Source organism: Streptomyces sp. NPDC031479, assembly GCF_055581065.1.
Map to the genome: position 1 here is coordinate 149247 of NZ_JBVIKC010000001.1, position 26070 is coordinate 175316.

Below are 26070 nucleotides of genomic sequence, written 5' to 3' on the forward strand. Positions count from 1 at the left end.
TACCGGGCTGGACGCGCGGGAGGGCCGCCGCACGGGGTGCGACGGCCCTCCCGGGTGGAGGCGGGTGCGGGATCAGCCTCCGCCACCGAAGGTGGAGCCCCAGTTGGTCACTCCGCCGGGCCGGCCGGGCCGGCCGGTGGTGGGTGTCGTGGGCTCTCCGGTGGTGCCGCCCGCGGGCTGGCCGCCGTTGGTGCCGCCGTTGGTGCCACCGTTGGTGTTCCCGCCGTTGCTTGTGCCGGCGGCCGTCTGCGGGTCGCAGTAGAGCTTCCACGGCTTGCAGGACGGCTTGCCACCGTCGGACGGCGACGGGGAGACCATCGACGGGGAGGGCGACGCGGAGGTCGAGGGCGAGGTCGAGGGCGAGGGGACCGCCGCCGGCGTGGGCGTCGGGGCGCCGGCCGCGTCCGCGACGACGCCGATGTCCTCGGCCTCCGGGAACTCCTTGGCCGGGGTGCCCTTGAGGGCCTCGCGCATGTACTCGGTCCAGATCACGGCCGGGATGTCACCACCGTGGATGGAGTCGACGCCACCCACGTGGTTCATGGACAGCAGCTTGCGGTCCTTGCCCTTGGCGTTCGGGTCGTTGCGGAAGAGCGTCACCGAAGTGGACAGCTGCGGGGTGTAGCCGACGAACCAGGCCGACTTGTTCTGGTCGGTCGTACCGGTCTTGCCGGCCGCGGGGCGGCCGAGCTTCTTCGCCTTGGTGCCGGTGCCGTTCTCGACGACGTTCTGGAGCACCTTGGTGATGTTGTTCGCGACGGCGTCGTCCATGGCGCGGGCCTCCTTGGGAGGCCCGAAGCCGGGAAGGGTCTTGCCGTCCTTCTGGACCGTCTGCACCGAGTAGGGCTCGCGGTGCGTGCCGGACGCGGCGAAGGTCGCGTACGAGTCGGCCATCCGGATGGCGCTGGGCGTCGAGGTGCCCAGGGCGAAGGAGGCGTTGTCGTTCGCGTCCATCGACTCCTCCAGGATGCCGGTGGACTTCGCGACGGAGCGGACCTTGCTGTGGCCGACGTCGAAGACGAGCTGGGCGAACGGCACGTTGATCGACTGCCGCATCGCCTCGTTGAGGGTCACGTAGCCGTGGGCCTCGGGGCTCTCGTTCTTCTGCCGGAACGGCTTGCCGTCCTTGTCGAGGAGCGGCTTGCCCTCACGGTTGTTGATCACCGTGAGGTCGTCGGCGTTGTACTTGCTGTCGATCGAGATGCCCGAGCCCTTGGAGTTCTGGGTGCCGTACTCCAGGGCCGCGGCCAGGACGTACGGCTTCCAGGTCGAGCCGACCGGGACGCCGGAGGTGTTGGCGTTGTTGGTGAAGTGCTTCTGGTCGAAGCCGGGACCGCCGTACAGGGCGACGATCGCGCCGGACTTCACGTCGACCGAGGCGGCGCCGAACTGCACGAACGTGTCGTACTCGGGGCGCGCCTTCTCGTCGAGGAAGTCGTTGCGGGTGTCCTCCACCGCCTTGACCAGCGCGTCCACCCTGGGCTTCTCGAAGGTGGTGCGGATCGTGTAGCCGCCGAGGGCCATCTTCTCGGCGCTGATGTCGCCGGTCTTCATGACGTACGACTTGGCGACGTCGACGAGGTAGCCGATCTGGCCGGTCAGGCCGCGGCCCTGCGCCAGGTCGACGCGCTCGGGGAAGTCCTTGTACTTGTCCCGCTCGGACTGTTCCATCCGCCCGACCGCGACCTCCCGGTCGAGGACCCAGGCCCAGCGCAGGCGCGCCCGCTTCTCGTTGGCCTCGGGGGTCGCCGCGGTGCCGACGCCGCCGTCCGGGTTGTAGAGGTTGGGGCCCTTGAGCATGGAGGCGAGGAAGGCGCTCTCGGACGGGTTGAGGTCCTTGGCGTCCTTGCCGAAGTAGGCCCGCGCCGCGGCCTGGATGCCGTAGGCGTCCCGGCCGTAGTAGGCGGTGTTGAGGTAGCCGGCGAGGACCTTGTCCTTCTCCTCGGACACACCCAGCTTGATCGAGATGAAGAGCTCGGTGACCTTGCGCTTCAGGGTCTGCTCGGAGTCCAGGTACATGTTCTTCACGTACTGCTGGGTGATCGTCGAGCCGCCCTGGGTGGAACCGCCGGTGGCCATGTTGACCACGGCACGGGCGATGCCCATCGGGTCGACGCCCTTGTCCGTCTCGAAGGACTCGTTCTCAGCGGCGATCACGGCATTCCGCATCGACACGGGAATCTGGTCGATCGGCACGATCTGGCGGTTCGTGGAGCCGCCCGTGGCGACCATCTGACTGCCGTCGGACCACTCGAAGACGTTGTTCTGCGCCTGGGCCGCCTTGTTCGGGTCGGGCGTGCCCACACTGGCGATCCCGATGCCGGCGCCGGCCACGATGACCGCGAAGAAGCCGAGGGCCGTGCCCCCGACCAGCTTCCAGGAGGGCACGAAACGCTTCCAGCCCTCCTTCTCGGCCCGCGGGTAGTTGATGAGCCGACCGCCCTTGCCCCCCTTGCCACCTGGGCGGCCGCGGCCCGCGGCTCCTCGCTGGGCGGCCCGGCGGGCGTCGGCGCGGCTGCCGGGCGGGGTGTGCCCCGCGGCCGGGCCGACGGACGAGGCGGTGGGCGCGTCCCGCCCGGGGCCGTAGCCCCGTCCGGGGTGCGGCTGGGCAGCCCGGCGGGGGGCGGCGCGGCCGCCACCTTGGGACTGCGGCGGTTTGCGGCGGTGCTCGCTCATCGAACGACTACTCCTCGGGCAGGCGAGTGGCCTGGAAGCGGCAGGTGATTCCGGTTCCCCCGGTGTCTTGCCGCACAGACTACGCACGGTCAAAACCCAACCAGTGCCGAAGTTCACCCCAAATCAGGCAACCTGCGTCGTACGAATTGGTGATGTGACGCCGGTCACCACGCCACCACTTGTAGCCGACGGCTGCCCGTTCTATCGTCTGGATGTATCGAGCCGATACATCAGCTCGGCATAAACTCAGAGGCAGAGAGGGGCAGGCGGATGAGCAGGCGCTCAGGCATCCTCGAATTCGCCGTCCTCGGCCTGCTTCGCGAATCCCCCATGCACGGGTACGAGCTGCGCAAGCGGCTCAACACCTCGCTGGGGGTCTTCAGGGCGTTCAGCTACGGGACTCTCTATCCCTGCCTCAAGACGCTGGTCGCCAACGGCTGGTTGATCGAGGAGCCGGGCAGCGCCCCGGAAGACGCCGTCGCCGCTTCACTCGCAGGGCGCCGCGCCAAGATCGTCTACCGGTTGACGGCCGCGGGTAAGCAGCACTTCGAAGAGCTCCTCTCCCACACCGGCCCGGACACCTGGGAGGACGAGTCCTTCGCCGCCCGCTTCGCCTTCTTCGGCCAGACCGAACGAGAAGTGCGGATGCGCGTGCTGGAGGGCCGCCGCAGCCGGCTGGAGGAGCGCCTGGAGAAGATGCGCGCCTCCCTCGCCCGGACACGGGAGCGCCTCGACGACTACACGCTTGAGCTGCAGCGCCACGGAATGGAATCCGTGGAGCGTGAAGTGCGCTGGCTGAACGAGCTCATCGAGAGCGAGCGGGCGGGACGGGACCAGAGACGGCCCGGTCCGCCCGACGAAACTGCAAAGTGAGGCCTGCATCTCGCAGGCCTCGTTCCGAGAACAAACAGGGAGCAACCGGAATGGGTTCGGTTCGCGTAGCCATCGTCGGCGTGGGCAACTGCGCCGCCTCGCTGGTGCAGGGCGTCGAGTACTACAAGGACGCCGACCCGGCGGCCAAGGTCCCCGGTCTGATGCACGTCCAGTTCGGCGACTACCACGTGCGTGACATCGAGTTCGTCGCCGCGTTCGACGTCGACGCGAAGAAGGTCGGCCTCGACCTCTCGGACGCCATCGGCGCCAGCGAGAACAACACCATCAAGATCTGCGACGTCCCGAACGCGGGCGTGACCGTGCAGCGCGGCCACACCCTGGACGGCCTGGGCAAGTACTACCGCCTGACCATCGAGGAGTCCGCCGAGGCTCCGGTCGACGTGGTCCAGATCCTCAAGGACCGTCAGGTCGACGTCCTGATCTGCTACCTCCCCGTCGGTTCCGAGGACGCGGCGAAGTTCTACGCCCAGTGCGCCATCGACGCCAAGGTCGCCTTCGTCAACGCCCTCCCGGTCTTCATCGCCGGCACCAAGGAGTGGGCGGACAAGTTCACCGAGGCCGGTGTCCCGATCGTCGGCGACGACATCAAGTCGCAGGTCGGCGCCACCATCACGCACCGCGTGATGGCCAAGCTGTTCGAGGACCGCGGTGTCCGTCTTGAGCGCACCATGCAGCTCAACGTCGGCGGCAACATGGACTTCAAGAACATGCTGGAGCGCGACCGCCTGGAGTCGAAGAAGATCTCCAAGACGCAGGCCGTCACCTCGCAGATCCCCGACCGTGAGCTCGGCGAGAAGAACGTCCACATCGGCCCGTCCGACTACGTCGCGTGGCTCGACGACCGCAAGTGGGCCTACGTCCGCCTCGAAGGCCGTGCCTTCGGCGACGTCCCGCTGAACCTCGAGTACAAGCTCGAGGTGTGGGACTCCCCGAACTCCGCCGGTGTCATCATCGACGCCCTGCGCGCCGCGAAGATCGCCAAGGACCGTGGCGTCGGTGGCCCCATCCTGTCGGCCTCCAGCTACTTCATGAAGTCCCCGCCGGTGCAGTACTTCGACGACGAGGCCTACGCGAACGTCGAGAAGTTCATCAAGGGCGAGGTCGAGCGCTAGCCGAACCCCAGGGTCCTGACGGACATCTGGTCTTCGACTGTTCTTCCGCCGAGGGTCCCTGGGCAAATGTGCCCGGGGACCCTCGGCGTGTGTGACCCTTGCCCTCATGCCTGTCGTAGGTGATCTGCGCGTACTCCTGCGCCTGAGGGACTTCCGCAACCTGCTGGCCGTACGGCTGCTCTCCCAGGCCGCCGACGGGGTCTTCCAGGTGGCCCTCGCCACCTACGTGGTCTTCTCCCCGGAGAAGCAGACCTCACCCGCGGCCATCGCCTCGGCCATGGCCGTACTGCTGCTGCCCTACTCCGTGATCGGCCCCTTCGCCGGCGTGCTGCTGGACCGGTGGCGCCGCCGGCAGGTGTTCCTCTACGGCAACCTGCTGCGGGCCCTCCTCGCCTGCGTGACCGGCCTGCTGATCGTGGTCCACGCACCCGACTGGCTGTTCTACGCCTCGGCCCTGTCGGTGACCGCCGTCAACCGCTTCGTCCTGGCCGGCCTCTCCGCCTCCCTGCCCAGGGTCGTCGGCCCCGGCCAGCTGGTCACCGCGAACGCCCTCTCTCCCACCGCCGGGACCCTGGCGGCGACCGCCGGCGGCGGGCTCGCCTTCCTCGTACGGCTGCTCGTCTCCGACTCGAACGCCCTCGTCGTCCTCCTCGGAGCCGCCCTTTACCTGTGCGCGGGCCTGGCCGCCCTGAGGCTGGCCATCGGCCTCCTCGGACCCGACCACCCTCCGGGCAGCGTCCACCCCTCGGTCGTCGAGGGGGTCGCCCTCACGGCGCGGGGCATGGTCGAGGGGCTCCGGCACCTGGCCGCCCGGCGCGAGGCCGCTCAAGCGCTCACCGCGATGACCCTGATGCGGTTCTGCTACGGGGCCCTGTTCGTGATGCTGCTCATGCTCTGCCGCTACGCCTGGTCGGACAACGAGGCCGACGGCCTGGCCCTGCTGGGCATGGCCATCGGGTTCTCCGGCGCGGGCTTCTTCGCCGCCGCCGTCGTCACCCCCTGGTCCGTCGGCCGGCTGGGCACCCGCAGATGGATGGCCGTGTGCGCCGCCGGGGCGGCCGTCCTGGTCCCCGCCCTCGGGCTGGCCTTCGCCCCCGGGCCGATGCTCGTCGCCGCGTTCGTCCTCGGCCTGGCCACCCAAGGAGTCAAGATCTCCACCGACACGGTCGTCCAGTCCCAGGTGGAGGACGGCTTCCGCGGGCGGGTCTTCTCCGTCTACGACGTCCTGGTCAACGTGGCCTTCGTCGGCGCGGCCGCCGTGGCCGCCCTGATGCTCCCGGCCGACGGCCGCTCCGCCGTGCTGGTCGTGAGCGTGGCCGTCCTCTACGCCCTCACGGCGCTGATGCTCCGGCGCCGGGTCGATGTTTCACGTGAAACATGAACCCGGACGCCCGGCCCGGCCCGGCCCGGCCCGCCGATGTTTCACGTGAAACATCGGCGTCGGCCACCACGGGAGACGCCCCCGGGTGGTGGACCGCAGATCAGCCCTGAGCGGCCGGGTCCGCCTGGGCGTCCCACCACTCCTTGAGGGCCACCACGGCGGCTTCGTGGCCCATCGGGCCGTTCTCCAGCCGCAGCTCCAGCAGGAACGCGTACGCCTTGCCCACCACCGGTCCCGGGCTGATCTCCAGCACCCGCTGGATCTCGTTGCCGTCCAGGTCCGGGCGGATCGCGTCGAGCTGCTCCTGCTCCTGGAGCTGCGCGATCCGCTCCTCCAGGCCGTCGTAGGTCCGGGACAGCGCGTTGGCCTTGCGCTTGTTGCGCGTGGTGCAGTCCGACCGGGTCAGCTTGTGCAGCCGGTCCAGCAGCGGGCCCGCGTCGCGCACGTAGCGGCGCACCGCCGAGTCCGTCCACTCCCCGTCCCCGTAGCCGTGGAAGCGCAGGTGCAGCTCCACGAGCCGGGACACGTCCTTGACCATGTCGTTGGAGTACTTCAGCGCGGTCATGCGCTTCTTGGTCATCTTCGCGCCCACCACCTCGTGGTGGTGGAAGGAAACACGGCCGTCGCTCTCGAAGCGGCGGGTCCGGGGCTTGCCGATGTCGTGGAGCAGGGCCGCCAGCCGCAGGACGAGGTCCGGACCGTCCTCCTCCAGCGCGATCGCCTGCTCCAGCACGATCAGCGAGTGGTCGTAGACGTCCTTGTGCCGGTGGTGCTCGTCCCTCTCCAGCCGCAGCGCGGGCAGCTCCGGGAGTACCCGGTCCGCGAGGCCGGTGTCCACGAGCAGGCCGAGGCCCTTGCGGGGGTGCGCGGACAGCAGCAGCTTGTTCAGCTCGCCCTGCACCCGTTCCGCCGAGACGATCTCGATCCGGTCGGACATCTCGCGCATGGCGGCCACCACCTCAGGGGCGACCTCGAAGTCCAGCTGCGCGGCGAACCGGGCAGCGCGCAGCATGCGCAGCGGATCGTCGGAGAAGGACTCCTCCGGGGTGCCCGGGGTCCGCAGCACGCCGGCGGCCAGGTCCTCCAGGCCTCCGTGCGGGTCGACGAACCGCTGCTCCGGCAGGGCCAGGGCCATGGCGTTGACGGTGAAGTCGCGTCGGACCAGGTCCTGCTCGATGGAGTCGCCGTAGGAGACCTCGGGCTTGCGCGAGGTGCGGTCGTACGCCTCGGAGCGGTACGTCGTCACCTCGATCTGGAAGCCGTCCTTCTGCGCGCCGACGGTGCCGAAGGCGATGCCGACGTCCCATACCGAGTCGGCCCACGGCCGGACGATCTTCAGTACGTCCTGGGGACGGGCGTCGGTGGTGAAGTCGAGATCGTTGCCGAGACGCCCGAGCAGCGCGTCGCGGACGGACCCGCCGACCAGGGCGAGACGGAAGCCCGCCTCCTGGAAACGGCGGCCGAGCTCGTCGGCGACAGGGGCGACCCGCAGCAGTTCGCTGACCGCGCGGCGCTGCACCTGACTCAGGGCACTGGGGTTGTCTTCATTGGCGTTCGGCACAACAGAAAAGGGTACGTGGCCCGCCCGGCAGGGGCTCCCTCGTTTCCCGGCGCCCCCGGTACCGGTGCCCCCGGCCCGTGGCGATCATGTGGAGCAAGGCGCGGCACTCGCGCACAGCGCACCTCGTTACCATTCGTGGACGCAGAAACGACGACCACTGACACTTCGAGGGACGGGCGAGCGCGTGGCCGAGGCGGCAGACATCCAAGGGGCGGCTCCCGCCCCTGCCCGGCGCCGGTGGCTGCGGCGGGCGGTCGTCCTGCTGACCGGGACGCCGGTGCTGGCCGCCCTGATCTACGCCCCGGCCCCGCCGGCGCAGGCCGCAGACGGGTCCGTCGACGTCCAGCTGACCGAGGTGTCCCCCAGCGCTCCCGTCAAGAGCGACACGCTCACCATCCAGGGCAGCGTGGTCAACAACGGCCGCGAGACGATCAAGGGTGCCCACGTCGGACTGCGGGTGGGCCCCATGCTCGGCGACCGCTCGTCCATCGGCGAGGTGGCCGACCGGAAGGGCTTCCGGCCCGGGGTGGACCCGGGCGAGATCGATTCCGCCTTCGCCGTGAAGATCGACTCCCTGCCCTCGAAGGTCGACCAGCAGTTCACGATCAAGGTCCCGGTCAACAAGCTCGACCTGGGCGCGGACGGCGTGTACCAGCTCGGCGTCTCCCTGTCCGGGATGACCGACAGCCGTCCGCACGAGCAGGTCCTGGGCATCCAGCGGACCTTCCTGCCCTGGCAGCCGGACCCCGCCGCGAAGCGCTCCTCCCTCACCTACGTGTGGCCGCTGATCTCCACCACGCACGTCACCGCCGAGACCGGCTCGGACGAGGTGCAGACCCCCGTCTTCCTCGACGACTCCCTCGCCGACGAGCTGCGGCCCGGCGGCCGCCTGGAGCGGATGGTCTCGCTCGGCAGGGACCTCCCGGTCACCTGGGTCATCGACCCCGACCTGCTCACCACCGTCGACGCCATGGCCAAGGGGTACCGGGTCCGCAGCCCCGACCCCGACGGCAAGCCCGTGCAGGGCAGGAACAAGGCGCTGGCCGAGCAGTGGCTGAGCTCCCTGGAGACCGCCGTACAGGGCAAGAAGGTCGTCGCACTGCCCTTCGCCGACCCCGACATCGCCTCGCTCGCCCACCACGGCAAGGACGTCTCCGGCACCCTGGGCCAGCTGCGGCCCGCCACCGACAAGGCGAAGCAGGCCGTCGAGACGGTGCTCCACGTCACACCGTCCACCGACTTCTCCTGGCCCGTGGACGGGGCCATCGACCCGTCGATCGTCAACGTCGCCACCTCGGCCGGCGCGCACAACGTCCTGACCCGCAGCGACAGCCTCCAGGAGACGGGAACCCTCGGCTACGCCCCGAGCGCCGCCCGCCCGATCGGCGCGGGCACCACCGCCGTCGTCGCCGACGCCGACCTGTCCACCGCCTTCGACGGCGACATGGCCCGCGCCGGGAATTCCACGCTGGCCGTCCAGCAGTTCCTCGCCCACAGCCTCGCCCTCAACCTGCAGAACAGCGAAGAGCCCCGCAGCTACGTGGTCGCGCCCACGCGCAGGCCCACCGCCAGCCAGGTGGAGTCGATGGCGACCGCCCTGCGCGGTCTCCAGGCGGCCCGCTGGACGCAGCCCTCCGACCTGGAGGCGGCCGCCGCGGCGAAGCCCGACCCCGGGGCCGCGACCCAGGTCCCCGGCGCGGGCCAGTACCCCGAGGCCCTGAGCAAGCAGGAACTGCCGGTGTCGGCGTTCGAGCAGATCCGTACGACGCAGAACACCCTCGACCACTTCAAGGTCATCCTCACCGCGCCGGACCGCGTCGAGATCCCCTTCGGAAACACCACCAACCGGGAGATGTCGACCTCCTGGCGCGGCCGCCCGGACGAGGGCCGTGTCTACCGGGACCAGGTCCAGGACTACCTGATCGGACTCACGGACAAGGTCAAGGTCGTCCCCAAGTCGGACGCCACCCTGTCCGGGCACAGCGCGACCATCCCGGTCAGCGTCCAGAACAGCCTCGTCCAGGACGTCCACAACCTCGTACTGCGGGTGAAGTCCGCGAATCCCACCCGTCTGACGATCGGCGACGGCGGTGAGGACGAGCAGGAGGTCTCCGTCCAAGGGGGCCACAGCCAGACGGTAAAGTTCACCGCCAACGCCACGGCGAGCGGCCCGGTCGAGGTCACTGCGCGGCTCTTCACCAAGGACGGCGTGCCGTACGGCAAGGAACGCAGGTTCACCGTCGACGCCACCGAGGTCACCCCCACCGTCATGCTCGTCATCGCGGGCGGTGTGCTCCTCCTGGTCCTGGCGGGCATCAAGATGTACGCCAGCCGCAAGCGCGTCGCCGCGCGCGCGGTCGCCGAGGAGAGCACGCAGCCGAGTGACGTGTCCACGGACACCGGACCGCAAAGCACCGAGGGGTCCGGGACGAGTGAGACAGTGGACCGTTGAGCGATGCCGTGGCCGGTCGGCCTGGGGACGATGAGGTGGGGTTGCGATGAACGCGCCGTACGACGGTGACCGCGCGCAGGGCACTGGTGGGCCAACGCCCCCCCAGGGCACTGCTCCGGGCGCTCCGGTGCCCGGGCAGGTTCCCGCACCCGCGCCCGCGCCGGACCACGACCCGTATGTCCAGGACGCCTACGACTACGACCCCTACCGGGGGCAGGACCTGTCGGCCCAGGATCCCGTCGCCGAGGTCCTCTACGACCGCGCCTCGCACCCCCCGCCGCCGCCGGGCACCTACCAGGAGCCGGGTCCGCTCTACGCCGCCCCGCAGGCCCCCTCGCACGGCCCCGACCCGCGCGTGTGGGCCCAGACCCCGCCGCCCGAGCCCGACGGCCCCTCACGCCACCTGCCGTACGGCGACCACGCGACGACGACGCAGTTCGTCGGGGTGGACTCGCTCATGACGGAGGCCGCGGAGGAGCAGCCGGCGGCCGACGCCTTCACCCACCTCTACCGCGACCAGCAGGCCGCTCCGGGCACCCCGGCCCAGGAGGCACCCGTCGCGGCCCCCGCGCCGACCAAGCCCGCCGGGCGGGCCTCCAGCCTGCTCAAGTCGAGCGCCCTCATGGCGGCCGGCACGATCGTCTCGCGCATCACCGGCTTCGCCCGCACCCTGGTCATCGCGGGCGCCATCGGCGTCGCCACCCTCAACGACTCCTACCAGGTCGCCAACACCCTGCCGACGATGATCTACGTCCTCGTCGGTGGCGGCGCCCTCAACGCCGTCTTCATCCCGCAGCTCGTGCGCGCCATGAAGAACGACGAGGACGGTGGCGAGGCCTACGCCAACCGCCTGCTCACCCTCGTCATCACCCTGCTCGGCGCGGTCACCACCGTCTGTGTCCTCGCGGCCCCGCTCTTCATCCGCATGATGTCGCCGACGATCGCCGACGACCCGAAGCGCCTCGACGTCGCCGTGGCCTTCGCCCACTACTGCCTGCCCACGATGTTCTTCATGGGCGTCCACGTGGTGCTCGGTCAGATCCTCAACGCCCGGGGCCGGTTCGGCGCGATGATGTGGACCCCGGTCCTCAACAACATCGTCGTCATCGCCACCTTCGGCGCCTTCATCTGGGCCTTCGGCGGGTTCACCGCCTCCGGCGTCTCGGAGGCGACCATCACCGCCGAGGGCGTCCGCCTCCTCGGCATCGGCACCCTGCTCGGCCTCGCGGTCCAGTCCCTCGCGATGCTGCCCTACCTGCGCGACGCCGGGTTCAAGCCGCGCCTGCGCTTCGACTGGAAGGGCCACGGCCTCGGCAAGGCGGCCGGCCTGGCCAAGTGGACGTTCTTCTTCGTCCTCGCCAACCAGATCGGCCTCGTCGTCGTCACCCAGCTCGCCACCGCGGCCGGCACGGCCGCCGAGAAGCAGGGACACGGCGGTACCGGCATCACCGCCTACAACTACGCGCTGCTGCTGTGGCAGATGCCGCAGGCCATCATCACCGTCTCCGTCATGACGGCCGTCCTGCCGCGCATCTCCCGCTCCGCCCACGACGGCGATGCCGCCGCGGTCCGCGACGACATCTCCTACGGCCTGCGCACCTCGGCCGTCGCCATCGTGCCCTGCGCCTTCGCGTTCCTCGCGCTCGGCGTCCCGATGGCCACCCTGCTCTACGCGAGCGCCGGCAAGGACGCCGTGAACATCGGCTACGTCCTGATGGCCTTCGGCCTCGGCCTGATCCCGTACTCCGTCCAGTACGTGGTCCTGCGCGGGTTCTACGCCTACGAGGACACCCGGACCCCCTTCTACAACACCGTCATCGTCGCGGCCGTCAACGCCGGTGTCTCCGTCCTCGCCTACTTCGTCCTGCCCGCCCGCTGGGCGGTCGTGGGCATGGCCGCCGCGTACGGCCTCGGCTACGTGGTCGGCGTCGGCGTGGCCTGGCGGCGCCTCAAGACCCGTCTCGGCGGCGACCTCGACGGCGCCCACGTGATGCGGACCTACACCCGGCTGATCGGCGCCTGCGTGCCGGCCGCCGCGGTGGCGGGCGGCGTCGCCTACGGCATCACCCACTGGCTGGGCAGCGGAGCCGCCGGTTCCCTCGTCTCCCTGATCGGCGGCGGCATCGCGCTCGGCGCGGTCTTCCTGATCGCCGCGAAGCGGATGAGGATCGAAGAGCTCAACTCCATGGTCGGAATGGTCCGCGGACGACTGGGCCGCTGATGCGAAGACCCGTTGACGGACCGGACCCCGATCGCGTGTCGTGCAGAGCGCCGGACTGTGGGCACAATTGGCATGGCTTCGCAGACTGGCCGACAGCGCGCAACGGATGGGGAGGCAGGGACGACGGTGGCGGAACGTAGCACGGCTGCCGTCGACGTGGCCGACAACAGCGGCGAAGAGCCGCTGACCGCACACGCGGTCAAGGCCACGGCCGACGGGGTGGACACCCAGAACGGACGAGCCGCGGACGGACCCATGCCCGAGAAGGACGGCGAACGCAGAAGTGCGGCCCCCACGGCCGCACCCGAACTCCACAGCGGCCACAAGCTGGCGAGGCGCTACCGGCTGGAGGAGTGCGTCACCCGTCTGGACGGATTCAGCAGCTGGCGGGCGATGGACGAGAAGCTCCGCCGCGCGGTGGGCGTCCACCTGCTCCCGGCCGACCACCCCCGGGCCCGCACGGTACTCGCCGCCGCCCGCTCCTCCGCCCTGCTCGGCGACCCCCGGTTCGTCCAGGTCCTCGACGCCGTGGAGGAGAACGACCTCGTCTACGTCGTCCACGAGTGGCTGCCCGACGCCACCGAGCTCACCGCCCTCCTCGCGGCCGGCCCGCTGGAGCCCCACGACGCCTACCAGCTGGTCAGCCAGGTCTCCCAGGCCATGGCCGCCGCCCACCGCGAGGGCCTGGCGCACCTGCGCCTGACGCCCAGCGCGATACTGCGCACCTCCACCGGTCAGTACCGCATCCGCGGCCTCGCCGTGAACGCCGCCCTGCGCGGCATCACCAGCGAGACCCCGCAGCGGGCCGACACCGAGGCCATCGGCGCACTGCTGTACGCCGCCCTCACCCAGCGCTGGCCGTACGAGGACGACGCGTACGGCCTGCGCGGCCTGCCCAAGGGCGTCGGCCTGCTCGCCCCCGACCAGGTCCGGGCCGGTGTCCACCGGGGTCTCGGCGAACTCGCCATGCGCGCCCTGGCCAACGACGGCGCCACCGCCTCCCGTCAGGAGCCCGCCTGCACCACGCCGGAGGAGCTCTCCAAGGCCGTCGCCGCGATGCCCCGCATCCGGCCGCCCGAGCCCGCCTTCACGGCCCCTCCGGAGTACCAGCACACCACCTACCAGCAGGGCAGCTACGGCCGCCCGGCGCCCATCGGCGCACCCACCACCCAGGTGGCCCCGGTCCTGCCGCCGCCGCCCCCGCTGCAGAGCCGCACCGGCCGCGCCCTCAAGTGGAGCGTCGCCGCCCTCCTGATCGCCGCCCTCGGCCTGGGCAGTTGGCAGCTCGCGGACGCGCTCCTGGGCCACGGGAAGCAAGGCACCGGCGAGACCACGCACACCCAGCAGCAGAAGACGGACGACAGCCCGGAGAAGAAGGACCCCGTCCCGCTCTCGATCAAGGGAGCCGCGGAGTACTACCCGGACGGCACCCCGCAGAACGCCGACGGGGTCTCCAAGACCCTCGACGGGGACAGCTCGACCTACTGGCGCACCAAGAGCTTCCGCGACGGCCCCGAGGTCAAGATCAAATCCGGTGTCGGGATCATCTACGACCTCGGTTCCGAGCGAGAGGTCAGTGCCGCCTCGATAGGGCTGAGGTTCGTGGGGGACCACACCACGCTGGCGCTGTACGCGACCGACTCCATGCACCCGGGCAAGTCGGTCAAGGACATGAAGAAAATCGCGGGCACGACGACCAGCGACACCACCACGGTGAACCTGACCACCGAGAACCCGGTCAAGACGCGTTACGTGCTCGTGTGGATCACCGCCATGCCACAGGCGCCCTACGACGACTACAGCAGCGCCGGGTTCAAGCAGGGCATCACGGACGTGAAGTTCAAGGGCTGACGCACGCCAGGGGAGGGGGCTCACCGTTGGACGAAGCCGCGACCGGCGACCGCAGCGACCAGGAACTCCTGGCGTCGCACGTCGACGGTGACCCCCACGCCTTCGGTGAGCTCGTACGCCGCCACCGCGACCGGTTGTGGGCCGTCGCGCTGCGCACCCTCGGCGACCGGGAGGAGGCCGCCGACGCCGTCCAGGACGCGCTCGTCTCCGCCTACCGGGCCGCCCACACCTTCCGCGGCGACTCGGCCGTGACCACCTGGCTGCACCGGATCACCGTCAACGCCTGCCTCGACCGTGCGCGCAAGGCCGCCTCCCGCCGCACCTCGCCGCTCGACGACACGGACCGGCTGGAGCGCCTCCTGGAGCCCCACGAGTCCGCCGAGGCCCCCGCGGAGCGCCAGGACCTCCACCGCCAGCTCCTGGCCGCCCTCAGCACCCTCCCGGCCGATCAGCGGGCCGCGCTCGTCCTCGTCGACATGCAGGGATACCCCGTCGCGGAGGCCGCCCGGGTCCTCGGCGTGCCCTCCGGCACCGTGAAGAGCCGGTGCGCGCGGGGCCGGGCGAAACTCCTCCCGATGCTCACTCATCTGCGCACGAATGCCGGGGATAACACCGCCACCGAGCGGGGAAGGAACCGGACGCCGGGGACACCCGTCCCACCTGCGGCAGACTCCAGGGATTCCGGGCCGAGGGATCCGGACCCAGACGTTGTGAAGGGCGGAGGTGGACGACCGTGACCCCGACGACCGGCACTGCCGGCACGATCCGGCACCCGGAGGTCTCCGAGATCTCCGACCTGACCGAAGGGCTGCTCTCCCCGTCCCGGACCGCCGAAGTGCGCCGGCACCTCGATGACTGCTCCCTGTGCGCCGACGTCCGTGCCTCCCTCGACGAGATCCGGTCCCTCCTCGGCACCCTCCCGGGGCCGCCCCGGATGCCTTCCGCCGTCGCCGGACGCATCGACGCCGCGCTGGCGGCCGAGGCTCTCCTGGATGCCACGGCTTCTCGCGCCGCCACTCCCGCATCCGCCCCCGAACCCCGAGCCGATGTCGAAGACGGGGCTGAGGCCGATACGGACGCCCGTGGCGATGTTTCACGTGAAACACCGGCACCCGCGTCCGGCCGGACCGGGGCCCTGCGGCCCTCCGGTCACCCGTCCGGCCCAACCGGTCCCGGCCGGCGCCGCGCACGCCGCCGGATCGCCGTCCTCGCGGGCCTGACGGGGGCGGCCGCCTGCGTACTCGGCATCTATCTCTTCGGCGGCCTCACCGGCACCGGCTCCCACGACAACGCCACCCACGCCACGGCCAGCGCCGCCGCCCGGTCCGCGGACACCGACGGATACACCGCTCAGGGGCTCCGTGGGAACGTCCAGAGGCTCCTCGCCACGGCGGCCGAGGGGCAGTCCAACAAGACCATGGGCCTGGACACCACCTCCCCGGAACAGGCCCCCTCCGACCGGCAGGCATCACCGGGGCCCGTGTCGGTCCCGCCGTGCGTCCAGCGGTCCACCGGCCGCACCGAAGTCCCGCTCGCCTCCGAGCGCGGCAGCTACCAGGGCACGCCCGTCTACCTCCTCGTGCTTCCGCATCCGGATGACCCGTCTCTGGCGGACGCCTACCTCGTGCCCGCGGGCTGCGCCGACGATCCGGCGCAGGCCCCCGAAAAGCCCCTTCTGACCAGCACCTATCCCCGGAGCTGATGGATTCGGGAGCCGAACCGGGCACGTTCGCGGCCGGAGGCGGATCTGAGGGGAATGCTCGCGCCGTAGGATCCGTTGGGTGGGGTGAGAGTCCGCACCGGCCCCCGGTAGGCACCCAGAAGTCCGCAGAGACGAGGAAAGAACCCGTGAGCGACGTACGAAACGTGATCATCATCGGCTCCGGGCCGGCCGGTTACACGGCCGCCCTGTACACCGCACGCGCTTCGCTCAACCCGCTGGTCTTCGAAGGCGCCGTCACCGCCGGTGGCGCGCTGATGAACACCACCGAGGTCGAGAACTTCCCCGGCTTCCAGGACGGGATCATGGGCCCGGACCTCATGGACAACATGCGCGGCCAGGCGGAGCGCTTCGGTGCCGAGCTCGTTCCGGACGACATCGTCTCCGTGGACCTCACCGGTGAGATCAAGACCGTCACCGACACCGCCGGCACGGTGCACCGCGCCAAGGCCGTCATCGTCACCACCGGTTCCCAGCACCGCAAGCTCGGTCTGCCCAACGAGGACACCCTTTCGGGCCGCGGTGTCTCCTGGTGCGCCACCTGCGACGGGTTCTTCTTCAAGGACCAGGACATCGCCGTGGTCGGCGGCGGCGACACCGCGATGGAGGAGGCGACCTTCCTCTCGCGCTTCGCGAAGTCGGTCACCATCGTCCACCGCCGCGACAGCCTGCGTGCCTCCAAGGCCATGCAGGACCGCGCCTTCGCCGACCCGAAGATCTCGTTCGCCTGGGACAGCGAAGTCGCCGAGATCCACGGCGAGCAGAAGCTCTCCGGCCTGACCCTGCGGAACACCAAGACCGGTGAGACCTCCGAGCTGCCCGTGACCGGCCTCTTCATCGCCGTCGGCCACGACCCGCGCACCGAGCTCTTCACCGGCCAGCTCGACCTGGACGACGAGGGCTACCTCAAGGTGGACGCGCCCTCCACGCGTACCAACATCACCGGTGTCTTCGGCGCCGGCGACGTCGTGGACCACACCTACCGTCAGGCGATCACGGCGGCCGGCACCGGCTGCTCCGCCGCTCTCGACGCCGAGCGGTTCCTCGCCGCCCTCGCGGACGCCGAGCACGCGACCGCGACCGTCTGACCCCCGCTTCATCCCCACACCCCACACCCCGTATCAAGAGGAGGCCGTTGTGGCTCTCAAGACCGTGACCGACGCCGACTTCGACGCTGAGGTCCTGGCCAGCGGCAAGCCCGTACTCGTGGACTTCTGGGCCGAGTGGTGCGGCCCGTGCCGCCAGATCGCGCCGTCCCTGGAAGCCATCGCGGCCGAGTACGGCGACGAGATCGAGATCGTCAAGCTCAACATCGACCAGAACCCGGGGACGGCCGCCCGCTACGGCGTCATGTCCATCCCGACCCTGAACGTCTACCAGGGCGGCGAGGTCGTCAAGACCATCGTCGGCGCCAAGCCGAAGGCCGCGATCCTGCGCGACCTCTCCGACTTCGTCACGGTCAAGAGCGTCTGACCCGCGCCGTGTTTCACGTGAAACGGGGCCGCCCCTCCAGGGGCGGCCCCGTTTCACGTATCCGGAGCCGTCCCGCCCCTCCGCTCCCGCTCACAGCGGACGCAGCACCGGTTCCTTCCGCGCCCGAGCGCCGCCGAGCAGTCGGTCCAGGGCCAGTTCCACGTCTTCCTTCCACGACAGCGTCGTGCGCAGCTCCAACCGCAACCGGGGATGGGCCGGATGGGGACGGACCGTCTTGAAGCCCACCGCCAGCAGGTGATCGGCCGGCAGTAGACACGCGGGCCTCTCCCAGTGCGCGTCACCGAAAGCCTCGATGGCCTTGAACCCCCGCCTCAGCAGGTCCTTGGCGACCGTCTGGACCATCACCCGCCCCAGGCCCTGGCCCTGGTATCCGGGCATGATCCACGCCGTGATCAGCTGGACCGCGTCCGAGGACACCGGGCTGGTCGGGAACGAGGCGGCACGCGGCACATAGGCCGGCGGTGCGTAGAGCACGAAGCCCACCGGGACCTCGTCCACATAGACCACCCGGCCGCAGGACCCCCAGTCCAGCAGGACGGCGGAGATCCACCCCTCCTTCTCCAGCTCTGGGGTGCCCGCCTTCACGGCGGCTTCCCCGCTGACGGGATCCAGCTCCCAGAACACGCAGCTCCGGCAACGCCGGGGAAGGTCCTGGAGGTTGTCGAGCGTGAGCGGTACCAACCGACGACCCATGACGGCATCGTAACCACTGCACCCTGCTTCTTCGAGTGTGGACATCGCCCGAAGGAGCAGGGTGCAGAGACGGACGGACTACTCCCCGGAAAGGCCCTGCTCCAGTACCCGGCCCTCGCCCGGTGCCAGCGTGCCCAGGATCCGCTCCAGATCCTCCATCGAAGCGAACTCGACGGTGATCTTGCCCTTCTTCTGCCCCAGGTCCACCTTCACCCGGGTTTCGAACCGGTCCGAGAGGCGGGTCGCCAGCTCACTGAGGGCCGGGGCGACCCGGCCTCCTGCGCGCGGGCCCTTCGGCTTCACCGTGCTCGCCGGCTCGGAGCCCATCAGCGTCACGATCTCCTCGACCGCACGCACCGACAGGCCCTCGGCGACGATCCGGTGCGCCAGGCGGTCCTGCTGCTCGGAGTCCTCCACCGACAGCAGCGCCCGTGCGTGCCCCGCCGACAGCACCCCGGCAGCCACCCGGCGCTGAACCGGTGCGGAAAGCCTCAGCAGACGCAGGGTGTTCGAGACCTGAGGGCGCGAACGTCCGATCCGGTCCGCCAGCTGGTCGTGCGTGCACTTGAAGTCCTGGAGCAGCTGGTCGTACGCGGCCGCCTCCTCCAGGGGGTTCAGCTGTGCCCGGTGGAGGTTCTCCAGGAGCGCGTCCAGCAGCAGCTTGTCATCGTCCGTGGCCCGGATGATCGCGGGGATCCGCTCCAGTCCCGCCTCACGACAGGCACGCCAGCGCCGTTCACCCATGATCAGTTCGTACCGGCCCTGGGCCGTCTGCCGTACGACCACCGGCTGGAGCAGACCCACCTCCTGGATGGAGGTCACCAGCTCCGCCAGAGCGTCCTCGTCGAAGACCTCACGCGGCTGACGCGGGTTCGGCTTGATGGTGTCCAGCGGAAGCTCCGCGAACGTCGCACCTGCCGCCGGGGCGACCTCCGCCTTCGCCTGCTCCGGCACCCCGGCCGCCGATGTTTCACGTGAAACATCGGCGGCGACCGCTGAGGGTGCCGCCTCCTGCGCCAGCACGGCGAGCTTCGCCGCGGCGATGCCCCGCTCGGACGCCAGCGTCGGTACCGCCGACGGGGACGTCGAGCCGGCCCCGGCCATGGGCGTCGCTTCCTGGGGAGCCGCCGGAATCAGCGCGCCGAGCCCCCGTCCCAGACCCCTACGTCGCTCACTCACTGGATCCCCTCCGCCATGCTCTGCGTGCTGTTCATGCCCGCGCCCAGATGGGCGTCCTGGGCGTCGTAATGGATTCCGGCTCCCCGTAGGGCCATCTCCCGCGCCGCCTCCAGATAGGAGAGGGCACCGCTGGAGCCCGGGTCGTACGTGAGGACCGTCTGCCCGTAGCTCGGCGCCTCCGAGATGCGCACCGACCTCGGGATGCTGGTGCGCAGCACCTCCTTGCCGAAGTGGGTGCGCACCTCCTCAGCCACCTGGGAAGCGAGCCGCGTCCGGCCGTCGTACATCGTCAGCAGGATCGTCGAGACGTGCAGGTTCGGGTTGAGATGGGCCCGCACCAGGTCGACGTTGCGCAGCAGCTGTCCCAGCCCCTCCAGTGCGTAGTACTCGCACTGGATCGGGATCAGTACCTCCGCGCCCGCGACCATGGCGTTCACGGTCAGCAGGCCCAGGGAGGGCGGGCAGTCGATCAGGATGTAGTCGAGCGGCTGCTCGTAGGCCTGGATGGCCCGCTGGAGGCGGCTTTCGCGGGCCACCAGGGACACCAGCTCGATCTCCGCTCCGGCCAGGTCGATCGTGGCCGGGGCGCAGAACAGCCCTTCCACGTCCACCACGGGCTGGACGACCTCCAGGAGGGGCCGACTGTCCACGAGCACGTCGTAGATGGAGGGCACTTCCGCGTGATGGTCGATACCCAGGGCCGTCGAGGCGTTGCCCTGCGGGTCGAGGTCGATCACCAGGACCCTGGCACCGTGCAGGGCCAGCGAGGCCGCCAGGTTCACGGTCGTCGTGGTCTTGCCCACGCCGCCCTTCTGGTTGGCCACCACCATGATCCGGGTCTGCGCGGGCCGCGGCAGAGCGGCGCCGGTCCGGCCGATCGTGTCGACCGCGAGCTGGGCGGCCCGTTCGACGGGGGTGTCCTCGTGGTCGTCGTTGTCGACGAGGGGCGGAGGCAGGTGGCCCACCCCGGCAGTAGCCGGGGATGTTTCACGTGAAACATCCTCGCCCGGCGATTCAGAGCGGGGACCGGGGACCGGATCGGCCATCGGCCCCGCAAGGTTGGCGTCGGACCGCACGGTGTCACTCTCCTCGGCAGTGGGCTCGCGATGAACAGAGCCTGCCATGTCACCGGGGTCGCGAACCAGCGGGGCCCGTACTCCTGTGGATGAATCCACCGTTGTGGACAACTCCGTACCCCCCGCGCCCTTGCGGGGGCGGGGGGCCGCAGCAGCACGGCCGCGGCTGATGATTCCGTGCAGCAGAGAGCGATGTTTCACGTGAAACACGATGCCCGGACGGAGTCTTCAGGCCGCTACGACACTCCGAAATCCAGACCTATAGGGCCCAACAGCCCGAAAGGGACAAGATCAACGGCGTCGGCGTACCCGCCCCACGCGGGCGGCCTTAGCCCGCTTGGCCGCGAACCTCACCCCACCGGGGCTTTCTCCGACCTCCACCCGGACCACCGTGGACAGGGGGTCGACGACGCCCTCTCCCACCTGCAGCACCGAGGTCTTCACCACACCGAGCTTGCTGAGCGCGACCCTCGCCGCCACCAGCTCCTCCTCCGCAGTGTCGCCCTTGAGCGCCAGCATCTCCCCGTACGGACGCAGCAGGGGAACGCCCCAGCCGGCCAGCCGGTCGAGCGGGGCCACGGCACGGGCCGTGACCACGTGCACCGGCTGAACCTTGCCGAGTACCTCTTCGGCCCGGCCGCGCACCACGGTGACGTGGTCCAGACCCAGCAGCTCCACGGCTTCCTGGAGGAAGTTCGTGCGGCGCAGCAGGGGCTCCAGCAGGGTGATCTTCAGGTCCCGCCGGACCAGTGCGAGCGGGATGCCGGGCAGACCCGCCCCGGAACCCACGTCGCAAACGGTGACGCCCTGGGGCACCACCTCGGAGAGCACCGCACAGTTCAGCAGGTGCCGCTCCCACAGGCGGGGAACCTCACGCGGCCCGATCAGACCGCGCTGGACCCCCGCATCCGCCAGCAGCTCCGCATACCGCACAGCTTCCGGGAAAAACTCACCGAACACCGCGCGCGCCTCTTCGGGCGCCTGGGGAAGCTCAGCTGCCTCCGTCACGGGGACCGTCCTTCCGTACAGAACCGCTCACGCCAATACCGTGCCGTTCACATGTCAGGCTTACAAACATCGGCCCCGCCTGCGACACAGACGGGGCCGACACACAACGTTCCGGTCAGGCCGGGAGCACAACGACGAAGCGCTGCGGCTCCTCGCCCTCGGACTCGCTCTTGAGACCGGCGGCCGCCACGGCATCGTGGACGACCTTGCGCTCGAAGGGGGTCATCGGAGCCAGCTTCAGCGGCTCGCCCGAGGACTTCACGTCTTCGGCGGCCTTGGCACCCAGCGCCGCGAGCTCCTCGCGCTTCTTGGCCCGGAAACCAGCGATGTCCAGCATCAGCCGGCTACGGTCCCCGGTCTCGCGGTGCACGGCGAGGCGGGTCAGCTCCTGGAGAGCCTCCAGGACCTCACCGTCGCGGCCCACGAGCTTCTGCAGGTCGCGGCTGGCGGAGTCGCTCACGATCGACACCGCGGCACGGTCGGCCTCGACGTCCATGTCGATGTCGCCGTCCAGGTCCGCGATGTCCAGCAGACCCTCAAGGTAGTCGGCCGCGATCTCACCCTCCTGCTCCAGGCGGGTCAGGGTGTCGCCACTCTCAGCGGCGGCGGTGGTGGTGCCTTCCGTCACGGGAGGGACTCCTTCTTACTTCTTGGAGGGCTTGCTGGGGGGCGTCTGTCGCTTCGACTTCGTCTGCCGCTTGGGCTGCTGCCGCTTGGTCGCGACACCGCCGCTCGCAGCGTCCGCATCGGCGGTGGCTTCAGAACTCTTCATCACGGAGCCGTCCGCCTGCGCGGCCATGCCCTGCTTCGTCAGCGCGGTGATGAACTTGCGCTCGTTGTCGTTGCGGTCCGGACCCTTGGCCACGATCGCCGCGACGATCTTCTTCTTGCCCCGGCCCTTGACGTCCCCGTGGGCGGAGACGTGCTTCAGGAGACGGGTCAGGTACTCGTCCTGCGCCTTGCTGCCCGGCGTCGGGTTCTGGTTGATCACGTACATCTGCTGACCCATGGTCCACACGTTCGTGGTCAGCCAGTAGACGAGGACACCGACGGGGAAGTTGATGCCCATCACCGCGAAGATCAGCGGGAAGATGTACATCAGCATCTTCTGCTGCTGCATGAACGGCGTCTTGACCGAGAGGTCGACGTTCTTCGCCATCAGCTGGCGCTGGGTGTAGAACTGCGACAGCGACATCAGAACGATCATGACGGCGGTCACGATGCGCACGTCGGTGATCGAGGCGCCCAGCGAGGCGGCCTTCTCAGCGCTGTCCGTGAACTTCGCGGCCAGCGGGGCGCCGAAGATGTGCGCCTGGCGGGCGCTCTCCAGCAGCGACTGGTTGATCACGCCGATGGTCTGGCCGTTGGCGATGGCCGAAAGCACGTGGTACAGCGCGAAGAAGAACGGGGACTGCGCCAGGATGGGAAGGCACGAGGAGAGCGGGTTGGTACCCGTCTCCTTGTACAGCTTCATCATCTCTTCGGACTGACGCTGCTTGTCGTTCTTGTAGCGCTCCTGGATCGCCTTCATCTTCGGCTGGAGCGCCTGCATGCCCCGCGTCGCCTTGATCTGCTTCACGAAGAGCGGGATCAGGCAGATACGGATCAGTACCACCAGGGACACGATGGACAGGCCCCAGGCCCATCCGGTGTCCGGGCCGAAGATCGCCCCGTACAGCGAATGGAACTGGACGATGACCCATGACACGGGGGTGGTGATAAAGCTGAACAGACTGGCAATCGTGTCCACTAATCAGGCTCCTTGAGCATTGCGAGATCTACGCAACGCACTGCGCAGCTGCTCGTGCCAACGCGGGCGTTTCCGGGGTGGGACATGATCCACACCACCCGGGGACCACGGATTGCACCGCAGGATCCGCCAGGCGGTCAGAACCGTCCCCTTCACCGCACCATGCCGGTCGATGGCCGTGAACCCGTAGTGCGAGCACGACGGGTAATAGCGGCACACCGGCCCGAGCAGCGGACTGATCGTCCACTGGTACAGCTTGATCAAGGCGAGCAGCGGGTACTTCATCGAGCGACGCCTCCCAGTAGCCGCGCCAAGGCGGCATCCAGGTCACGAGCCAGCTCGTCGACGCCGGCATCACCCGCTCCGGGCAGGGCCCGCACCACCACCAGGCTACCTGCGGGCAACTGGGCCAGCCGGTCGCGGACGAGGTGACGCAGGCGACGCTTGACCCGGTTGCGGACGACAGCTATGCCGACGGCCTTGCTGACGACGAAACCCGCACGCGGCGAGGGATCGATCTCCCCCGGCTCGTGCGGGTCCGTTGCACCGCTGGTACGTAGGTGGACGACGAGGAGCGGGCGTCCTGCCCGCCGACCCCGTCGTACCGCGCTCGCGAAGTCTTCACGCCGCCTCAGCCGATTTTCGGGAGACAGCACAACGTCACGACCTGCGTGTTGTTACGCGGAGAGGGCGGCGCGGCCCTTGCTGCGACGGTTCGCGAGGATCGCGCGACCGGCACGGGTACGCATCCGGAGACGGAAGCCGTGGGTCTTGGCACGACGGCGGTTGTTCGGCTGGAAGGTGCGCTTGCTCACTCGGGGGCTCCAGAGAATGAATCGTGTGTGGCGTTACATCGCCTGGCTGTCACCGTGCGCCCACGAGGAACTCGCGTGTTCGCCCGAGTGGACACCGCTAAACGATCACAACCAGTGATCTTCGCCCATCGGTAGGCAGGCGGCAGCAGCCATCGACAACTCGACCTCGTTACGGTACGCGCGGCTACGCCATCCGGTCAAACCGAGCCCGCCCTGCCTCACACTGTGCACAGGCTGTGGACAACGACTTGAACCCTACCCACCGGCCTGACTACCGTTGCCTGATCCCGGATTTTTGTCCCGACCGTCCCAAAGAACCACACATTCGTGGGACCGGGACCTGTGAGAGAGCGTGCTCTGTGGCTGACGTACCTGCCGATCTTGCCGCAGTGTGGCCACGCGTGCTCGAGAAACTGCTCGGGGAGGGTCAGCAGGGCATCGAGCCCAAGGACAAGCAGTGGGTGGAACGATGCCAGCCACTGGCCCTCGTGGCCGACACCGCCCTGCTCGCCGTCCCCAACGAATGGGGCAAGCGGGTTCTCGAAGGCCGCCTGGCCCCGCTCATCAGCGATGCCCTCAGCCGTGAGTGCGGCCGGCCCATCCGGATCGCGATCACGGTGGACGACTCCGCCGGTGAGCCCGCGCCCCCTGCGCCGTCGGCCCCGGGGCAGCGCGAGGGCTACGAGCCGTACGGCGGCCAGCGCCCCGGCGGCCACACCGGCCCCGGCGGCGAGGACCAGCTCCCCACCGCCCGCCCGGCCTACCCGGAGTACCAGCAGCAGCGCCCCGAGCCCGGCGCCTGGCCGCGCGGCGGCCAGCAGGACGACTACGGCTGGCAGCAGCCGCGCCTGGGCGGCTTCCCCGAGCGCGATCCCTACGCCTCCCCGCAGCCCGGCTACCTCCAGCAGCAGGAGCCCGGGGGCTACGAGCAGAACTCCTACGACCAGGGTTCCTACGAACCGCAGCAGTACGAGCAGTCCCCGTACGAATCCCAGAAGTACGAACAGCAGAAGTACGAACAACAGAAGTACGAGCAGCAGCAGTACGAGCAGCCCGCCCCGCGCCCGGCCCCCGGCCGGCCCGCGCCCCCGCCGGCCCCGTCCGGCGGTTCCACCTCGGGCCCGCTGGAGCCGACCGCCCGGCTGAACCCCAAGTACCTCTTCGACACCTTCGTCATCGGCGCCTCCAACCGCTTCGCGCACGCGGCCGCGGTGGCCGTCGCCGAGGCGCCGGCGAAGGCGTACAACCCCCTCTTCATCTACGGGGAGTCGGGCCTCGGCAAGACGCACCTGCTGCACGCCATCGGGCACTACGCGCGCAGCCTCTACCCCGGTACGCGGGTGCGGTACGTGAGCTCGGAGGAGTTCACCAACGAGTTCATCAACTCCATCCGCGACGGCAAGGGCGACGCCTTCCGCAAGCGCTACCGCGAGATGGACATCCTGCTGGTCGACGACATCCAGTTCCTCGCGAGCAAGGAGTCGACGCAGGAGGAGTTCTTCCACACCTTCAATACGCTCCACAACGCCAACAAGCAGATCGTGCTGTCCTCCGACCGGCCGCCCAAGCAGCTCGTCACCCTGGAGGACCGGCTCCGCAACCGCTTCGAGTGGGGTCTGATCACCGACGTCCAGCCGCCCGAGCTGGAGACCCGTATCGCGATCCTGCGCAAGAAGGCCGTCCAGGAGCAGCTCAACGCCCCGCCGGAGGTACTGGAGTTCATCGCCTCCCGCATCTCGCGCAACATTCGCGAGCTGGAGGGGGCGCTGATCCGGGTGACCGCCTTCGCGAGCCTCAACCGGCAGCCGGTCGACCTGGGCCTGGCGGAGGACGTCCTCAAGAACCTGATCCCGGGTGGCGAGGACAGCGCGCCCGAGATCACCGCCTCCGACATCATGGCGGCCACCGCGGACTACTTCGGGCTCACCGTGGACGACCTGTGCGGCTCCTCGCGCAGCCGCGTCCTGGTCACCGCCCGGCAGATCGCCATGTACCTGTGCCGGGAGCTCACGGACCTGTCGCTGCCCAAGATCGGGGCCCAGTTCGGCGGCCGCGACCACACCACCGTCATGCACGCCGACCGCAAGATCCGCGCTCTCATGGCCGAACGGCGCTCCATCTACAACCAGGTCACGGAGCTCACCAACCGCATCAAGAACGGCTGACGCCGGCCCCCGGCAGCGGCGT

21 protein-coding genes and 2 pseudogenes are annotated in these 26070 nt (G+C 69.8%); 12 read left to right on the top strand and 11 right to left on the bottom strand.

The features are described 5' to 3' along the window. Positions 1-72: 72 nt before the first annotated feature. On the bottom strand, positions 73-2676 hold the full coding sequence (locus tag ACZ5D2_RS00750; protein WP_371677625.1) for a transglycosylase domain-containing protein: 2604 nt from the start codon (positions 2674-2676) through the stop codon (positions 73-75). A gap of 270 nt (positions 2677-2946) precedes the next feature. On the opposite strand from ACZ5D2_RS00750, the gene ACZ5D2_RS00755 reads away from it, so the two are divergent. The 3 genes from ACZ5D2_RS00755 (at position 2947) to ACZ5D2_RS00765 (ending at position 6063) form a co-directional block, all read left to right on the top strand. Continuing rightward, a complete protein-coding gene (locus ACZ5D2_RS00755; protein WP_266840339.1) occupies positions 2947-3549 on the top strand; it encodes a PadR family transcriptional regulator in 603 nt (200 codons plus the stop codon). 50 nt (positions 3550-3599) lie between these two features. Further along, on the top strand, positions 3600-4682 hold the full coding sequence (locus ACZ5D2_RS00760) for an inositol-3-phosphate synthase (RefSeq protein ID WP_266840337.1): 1083 nt from the start codon (positions 3600-3602) through the stop codon (positions 4680-4682). 106 nt (positions 4683-4788) lie between these two features. Continuing rightward, a complete protein-coding gene (locus tag ACZ5D2_RS00765; RefSeq protein ID WP_468926221.1) occupies positions 4789-6063 on the top strand; it encodes an MFS transporter in 1275 nt (424 codons plus the stop codon). Positions 6064-6163: 100 nt separating this feature from the next. Here ACZ5D2_RS00765 and ACZ5D2_RS00770 read toward each other — a convergent pair whose 3' ends face one another. Then, on the bottom strand, positions 6164-7624 hold the full coding sequence (locus ACZ5D2_RS00770; protein WP_371677627.1) for a CCA tRNA nucleotidyltransferase: 1461 nt from the start codon (positions 7622-7624) through the stop codon (positions 6164-6166). Between the two features lie 184 nt (positions 7625-7808). Here ACZ5D2_RS00770 and ACZ5D2_RS00775 point away from each other — a divergent pair, with 184 nt between their 5' ends. The 7 genes from ACZ5D2_RS00775 to trxA all read left to right on the top strand — a co-directional run bounded on the left by ACZ5D2_RS00775 (position 7809) and on the right by trxA (position 17341). Further along, positions 7809-10076: a DUF6049 family protein gene (locus tag ACZ5D2_RS00775; protein WP_371677628.1), complete on the top strand. Its 2268-nt coding sequence runs from the start codon at positions 7809-7811 to the stop codon at positions 10074-10076. A 46-nt stretch (positions 10077-10122) separates the two neighbouring features. Beyond that, positions 10123-12297, top strand: coding sequence for a murein biosynthesis integral membrane protein MurJ (gene murJ / locus ACZ5D2_RS00780; RefSeq protein ID WP_468926225.1), 2175 nt, complete (start codon positions 10123-10125; stop codon positions 12295-12297). A gap of 126 nt (positions 12298-12423) precedes the next feature. Then, on the top strand, positions 12424-14148 hold the full coding sequence (locus tag ACZ5D2_RS00785; RefSeq protein WP_468926228.1) for a protein kinase family protein: 1725 nt from the start codon (positions 12424-12426) through the stop codon (positions 14146-14148). 26 nt (positions 14149-14174) lie between these two features. After that, on the top strand, positions 14175-14885 hold the full coding sequence (gene sigM / locus ACZ5D2_RS00790; protein WP_468926231.1) for an RNA polymerase sigma factor SigM: 711 nt from the start codon (positions 14175-14177) through the stop codon (positions 14883-14885). Beyond that, complete coding sequence (locus ACZ5D2_RS00795) at positions 14882-15850, top strand: anti-sigma factor (RefSeq protein WP_468926234.1); 969 nt, start codon at positions 14882-14884, stop codon at positions 15848-15850. Before sigM ends, ACZ5D2_RS00795 begins: the two co-directional genes overlap by 4 nt. A gap of 146 nt (positions 15851-15996) precedes the next feature. Further along, a complete protein-coding gene (trxB, locus tag ACZ5D2_RS00800) occupies positions 15997-16956 on the top strand; it encodes a thioredoxin-disulfide reductase (protein ID WP_371677633.1) in 960 nt (319 codons plus the stop codon). Positions 16957-17005: 49 nt separating this feature from the next. Beyond that, on the top strand, positions 17006-17341 hold the full coding sequence (gene trxA, locus ACZ5D2_RS00805) for a thioredoxin (protein WP_371677634.1): 336 nt from the start codon (positions 17006-17008) through the stop codon (positions 17339-17341). Positions 17342-17431: 90 nt separating this feature from the next. Here trxA and ACZ5D2_RS00810 read toward each other — a convergent pair whose 3' ends face one another. The 9 genes from ACZ5D2_RS00810 to rpmH all read right to left on the bottom strand — a co-directional run bounded on the left by ACZ5D2_RS00810 (position 17432) and on the right by rpmH (position 23883). After that, complete coding sequence (locus ACZ5D2_RS00810) at positions 17432-18055, bottom strand: GNAT family N-acetyltransferase (protein WP_030225201.1); 624 nt, start codon at positions 18053-18055, stop codon at positions 17432-17434. A gap of 78 nt (positions 18056-18133) precedes the next feature. Next, entirely contained in the window at positions 18134-19234 is a 1101-nt protein-coding gene (locus ACZ5D2_RS00815; protein WP_371677635.1) for a ParB/RepB/Spo0J family partition protein, read from the bottom strand. Next, positions 19231-20358, bottom strand: a complete 1128-nt coding sequence (locus ACZ5D2_RS00820) for a ParA family protein (RefSeq protein WP_371677636.1) — start codon at positions 20356-20358, stop codon at positions 19231-19233. Before ACZ5D2_RS00820 ends, ACZ5D2_RS00815 begins: the two co-directional genes overlap by 4 nt. A 243-nt stretch (positions 20359-20601) precedes the next feature. Then, positions 20602-21318 carry a 16S rRNA (guanine(527)-N(7))-methyltransferase RsmG gene (gene rsmG, locus ACZ5D2_RS00825; protein ID WP_371677637.1) on the bottom strand — a complete coding sequence of 239 codons (717 nt, stop codon included), beginning with the start codon at positions 21316-21318 and terminating at the stop codon, positions 20602-20604. Between the two features lie 115 nt (positions 21319-21433). Continuing rightward, positions 21434-21946, bottom strand: coding sequence for a Jag family protein (locus ACZ5D2_RS00830; protein WP_280918048.1), 513 nt, complete (start codon positions 21944-21946; stop codon positions 21434-21436). 15 nt (positions 21947-21961) lie between these two features. Beyond that, positions 21962-23068, bottom strand: a complete 1107-nt coding sequence (gene yidC, locus ACZ5D2_RS00835; protein ID WP_371677638.1) for a membrane protein insertase YidC — start codon at positions 23066-23068, stop codon at positions 21962-21964. Between the two features lie 3 nt (positions 23069-23071). Then, entirely contained in the window at positions 23072-23353 is a 282-nt protein-coding gene (gene yidD / locus ACZ5D2_RS00840; protein WP_078950077.1) for a membrane protein insertion efficiency factor YidD, read from the bottom strand. Continuing rightward, positions 23350-23724, bottom strand: a complete 375-nt coding sequence (gene rnpA, locus ACZ5D2_RS00845; RefSeq protein ID WP_266840310.1) for a ribonuclease P protein component — start codon at positions 23722-23724, stop codon at positions 23350-23352. Before rnpA ends, yidD begins: the two co-directional genes overlap by 4 nt. 21 nt (positions 23725-23745) lie before the next feature. Continuing rightward, positions 23746-23883 (bottom strand): 50S ribosomal protein L34, encoded by a 138-nt coding sequence (rpmH, locus tag ACZ5D2_RS00850; protein ID WP_018547628.1) that lies wholly within the window; start codon positions 23881-23883, stop codon positions 23746-23748. A gap of 359 nt (positions 23884-24242) precedes the next feature. On the opposite strand from rpmH, the pseudogene dnaA (ACZ5D2_RS00855) reads away from it, so the two are divergent. Together dnaA (ACZ5D2_RS00855) and dnaA (ACZ5D2_RS00860) are read left to right on the top strand one after the other, a co-directional pair. Next, positions 24243-24741: pseudogene (gene dnaA / locus ACZ5D2_RS00855) on the top strand (chromosomal replication initiator protein DnaA); the annotation flags it as partial. A gap of 122 nt (positions 24742-24863) precedes the next feature. After that, positions 24864-26048, top strand: a pseudogene (dnaA, locus tag ACZ5D2_RS00860) (chromosomal replication initiator protein DnaA); the annotation flags it as partial. Positions 26049-26070: the final 22 nt, after the last annotated feature.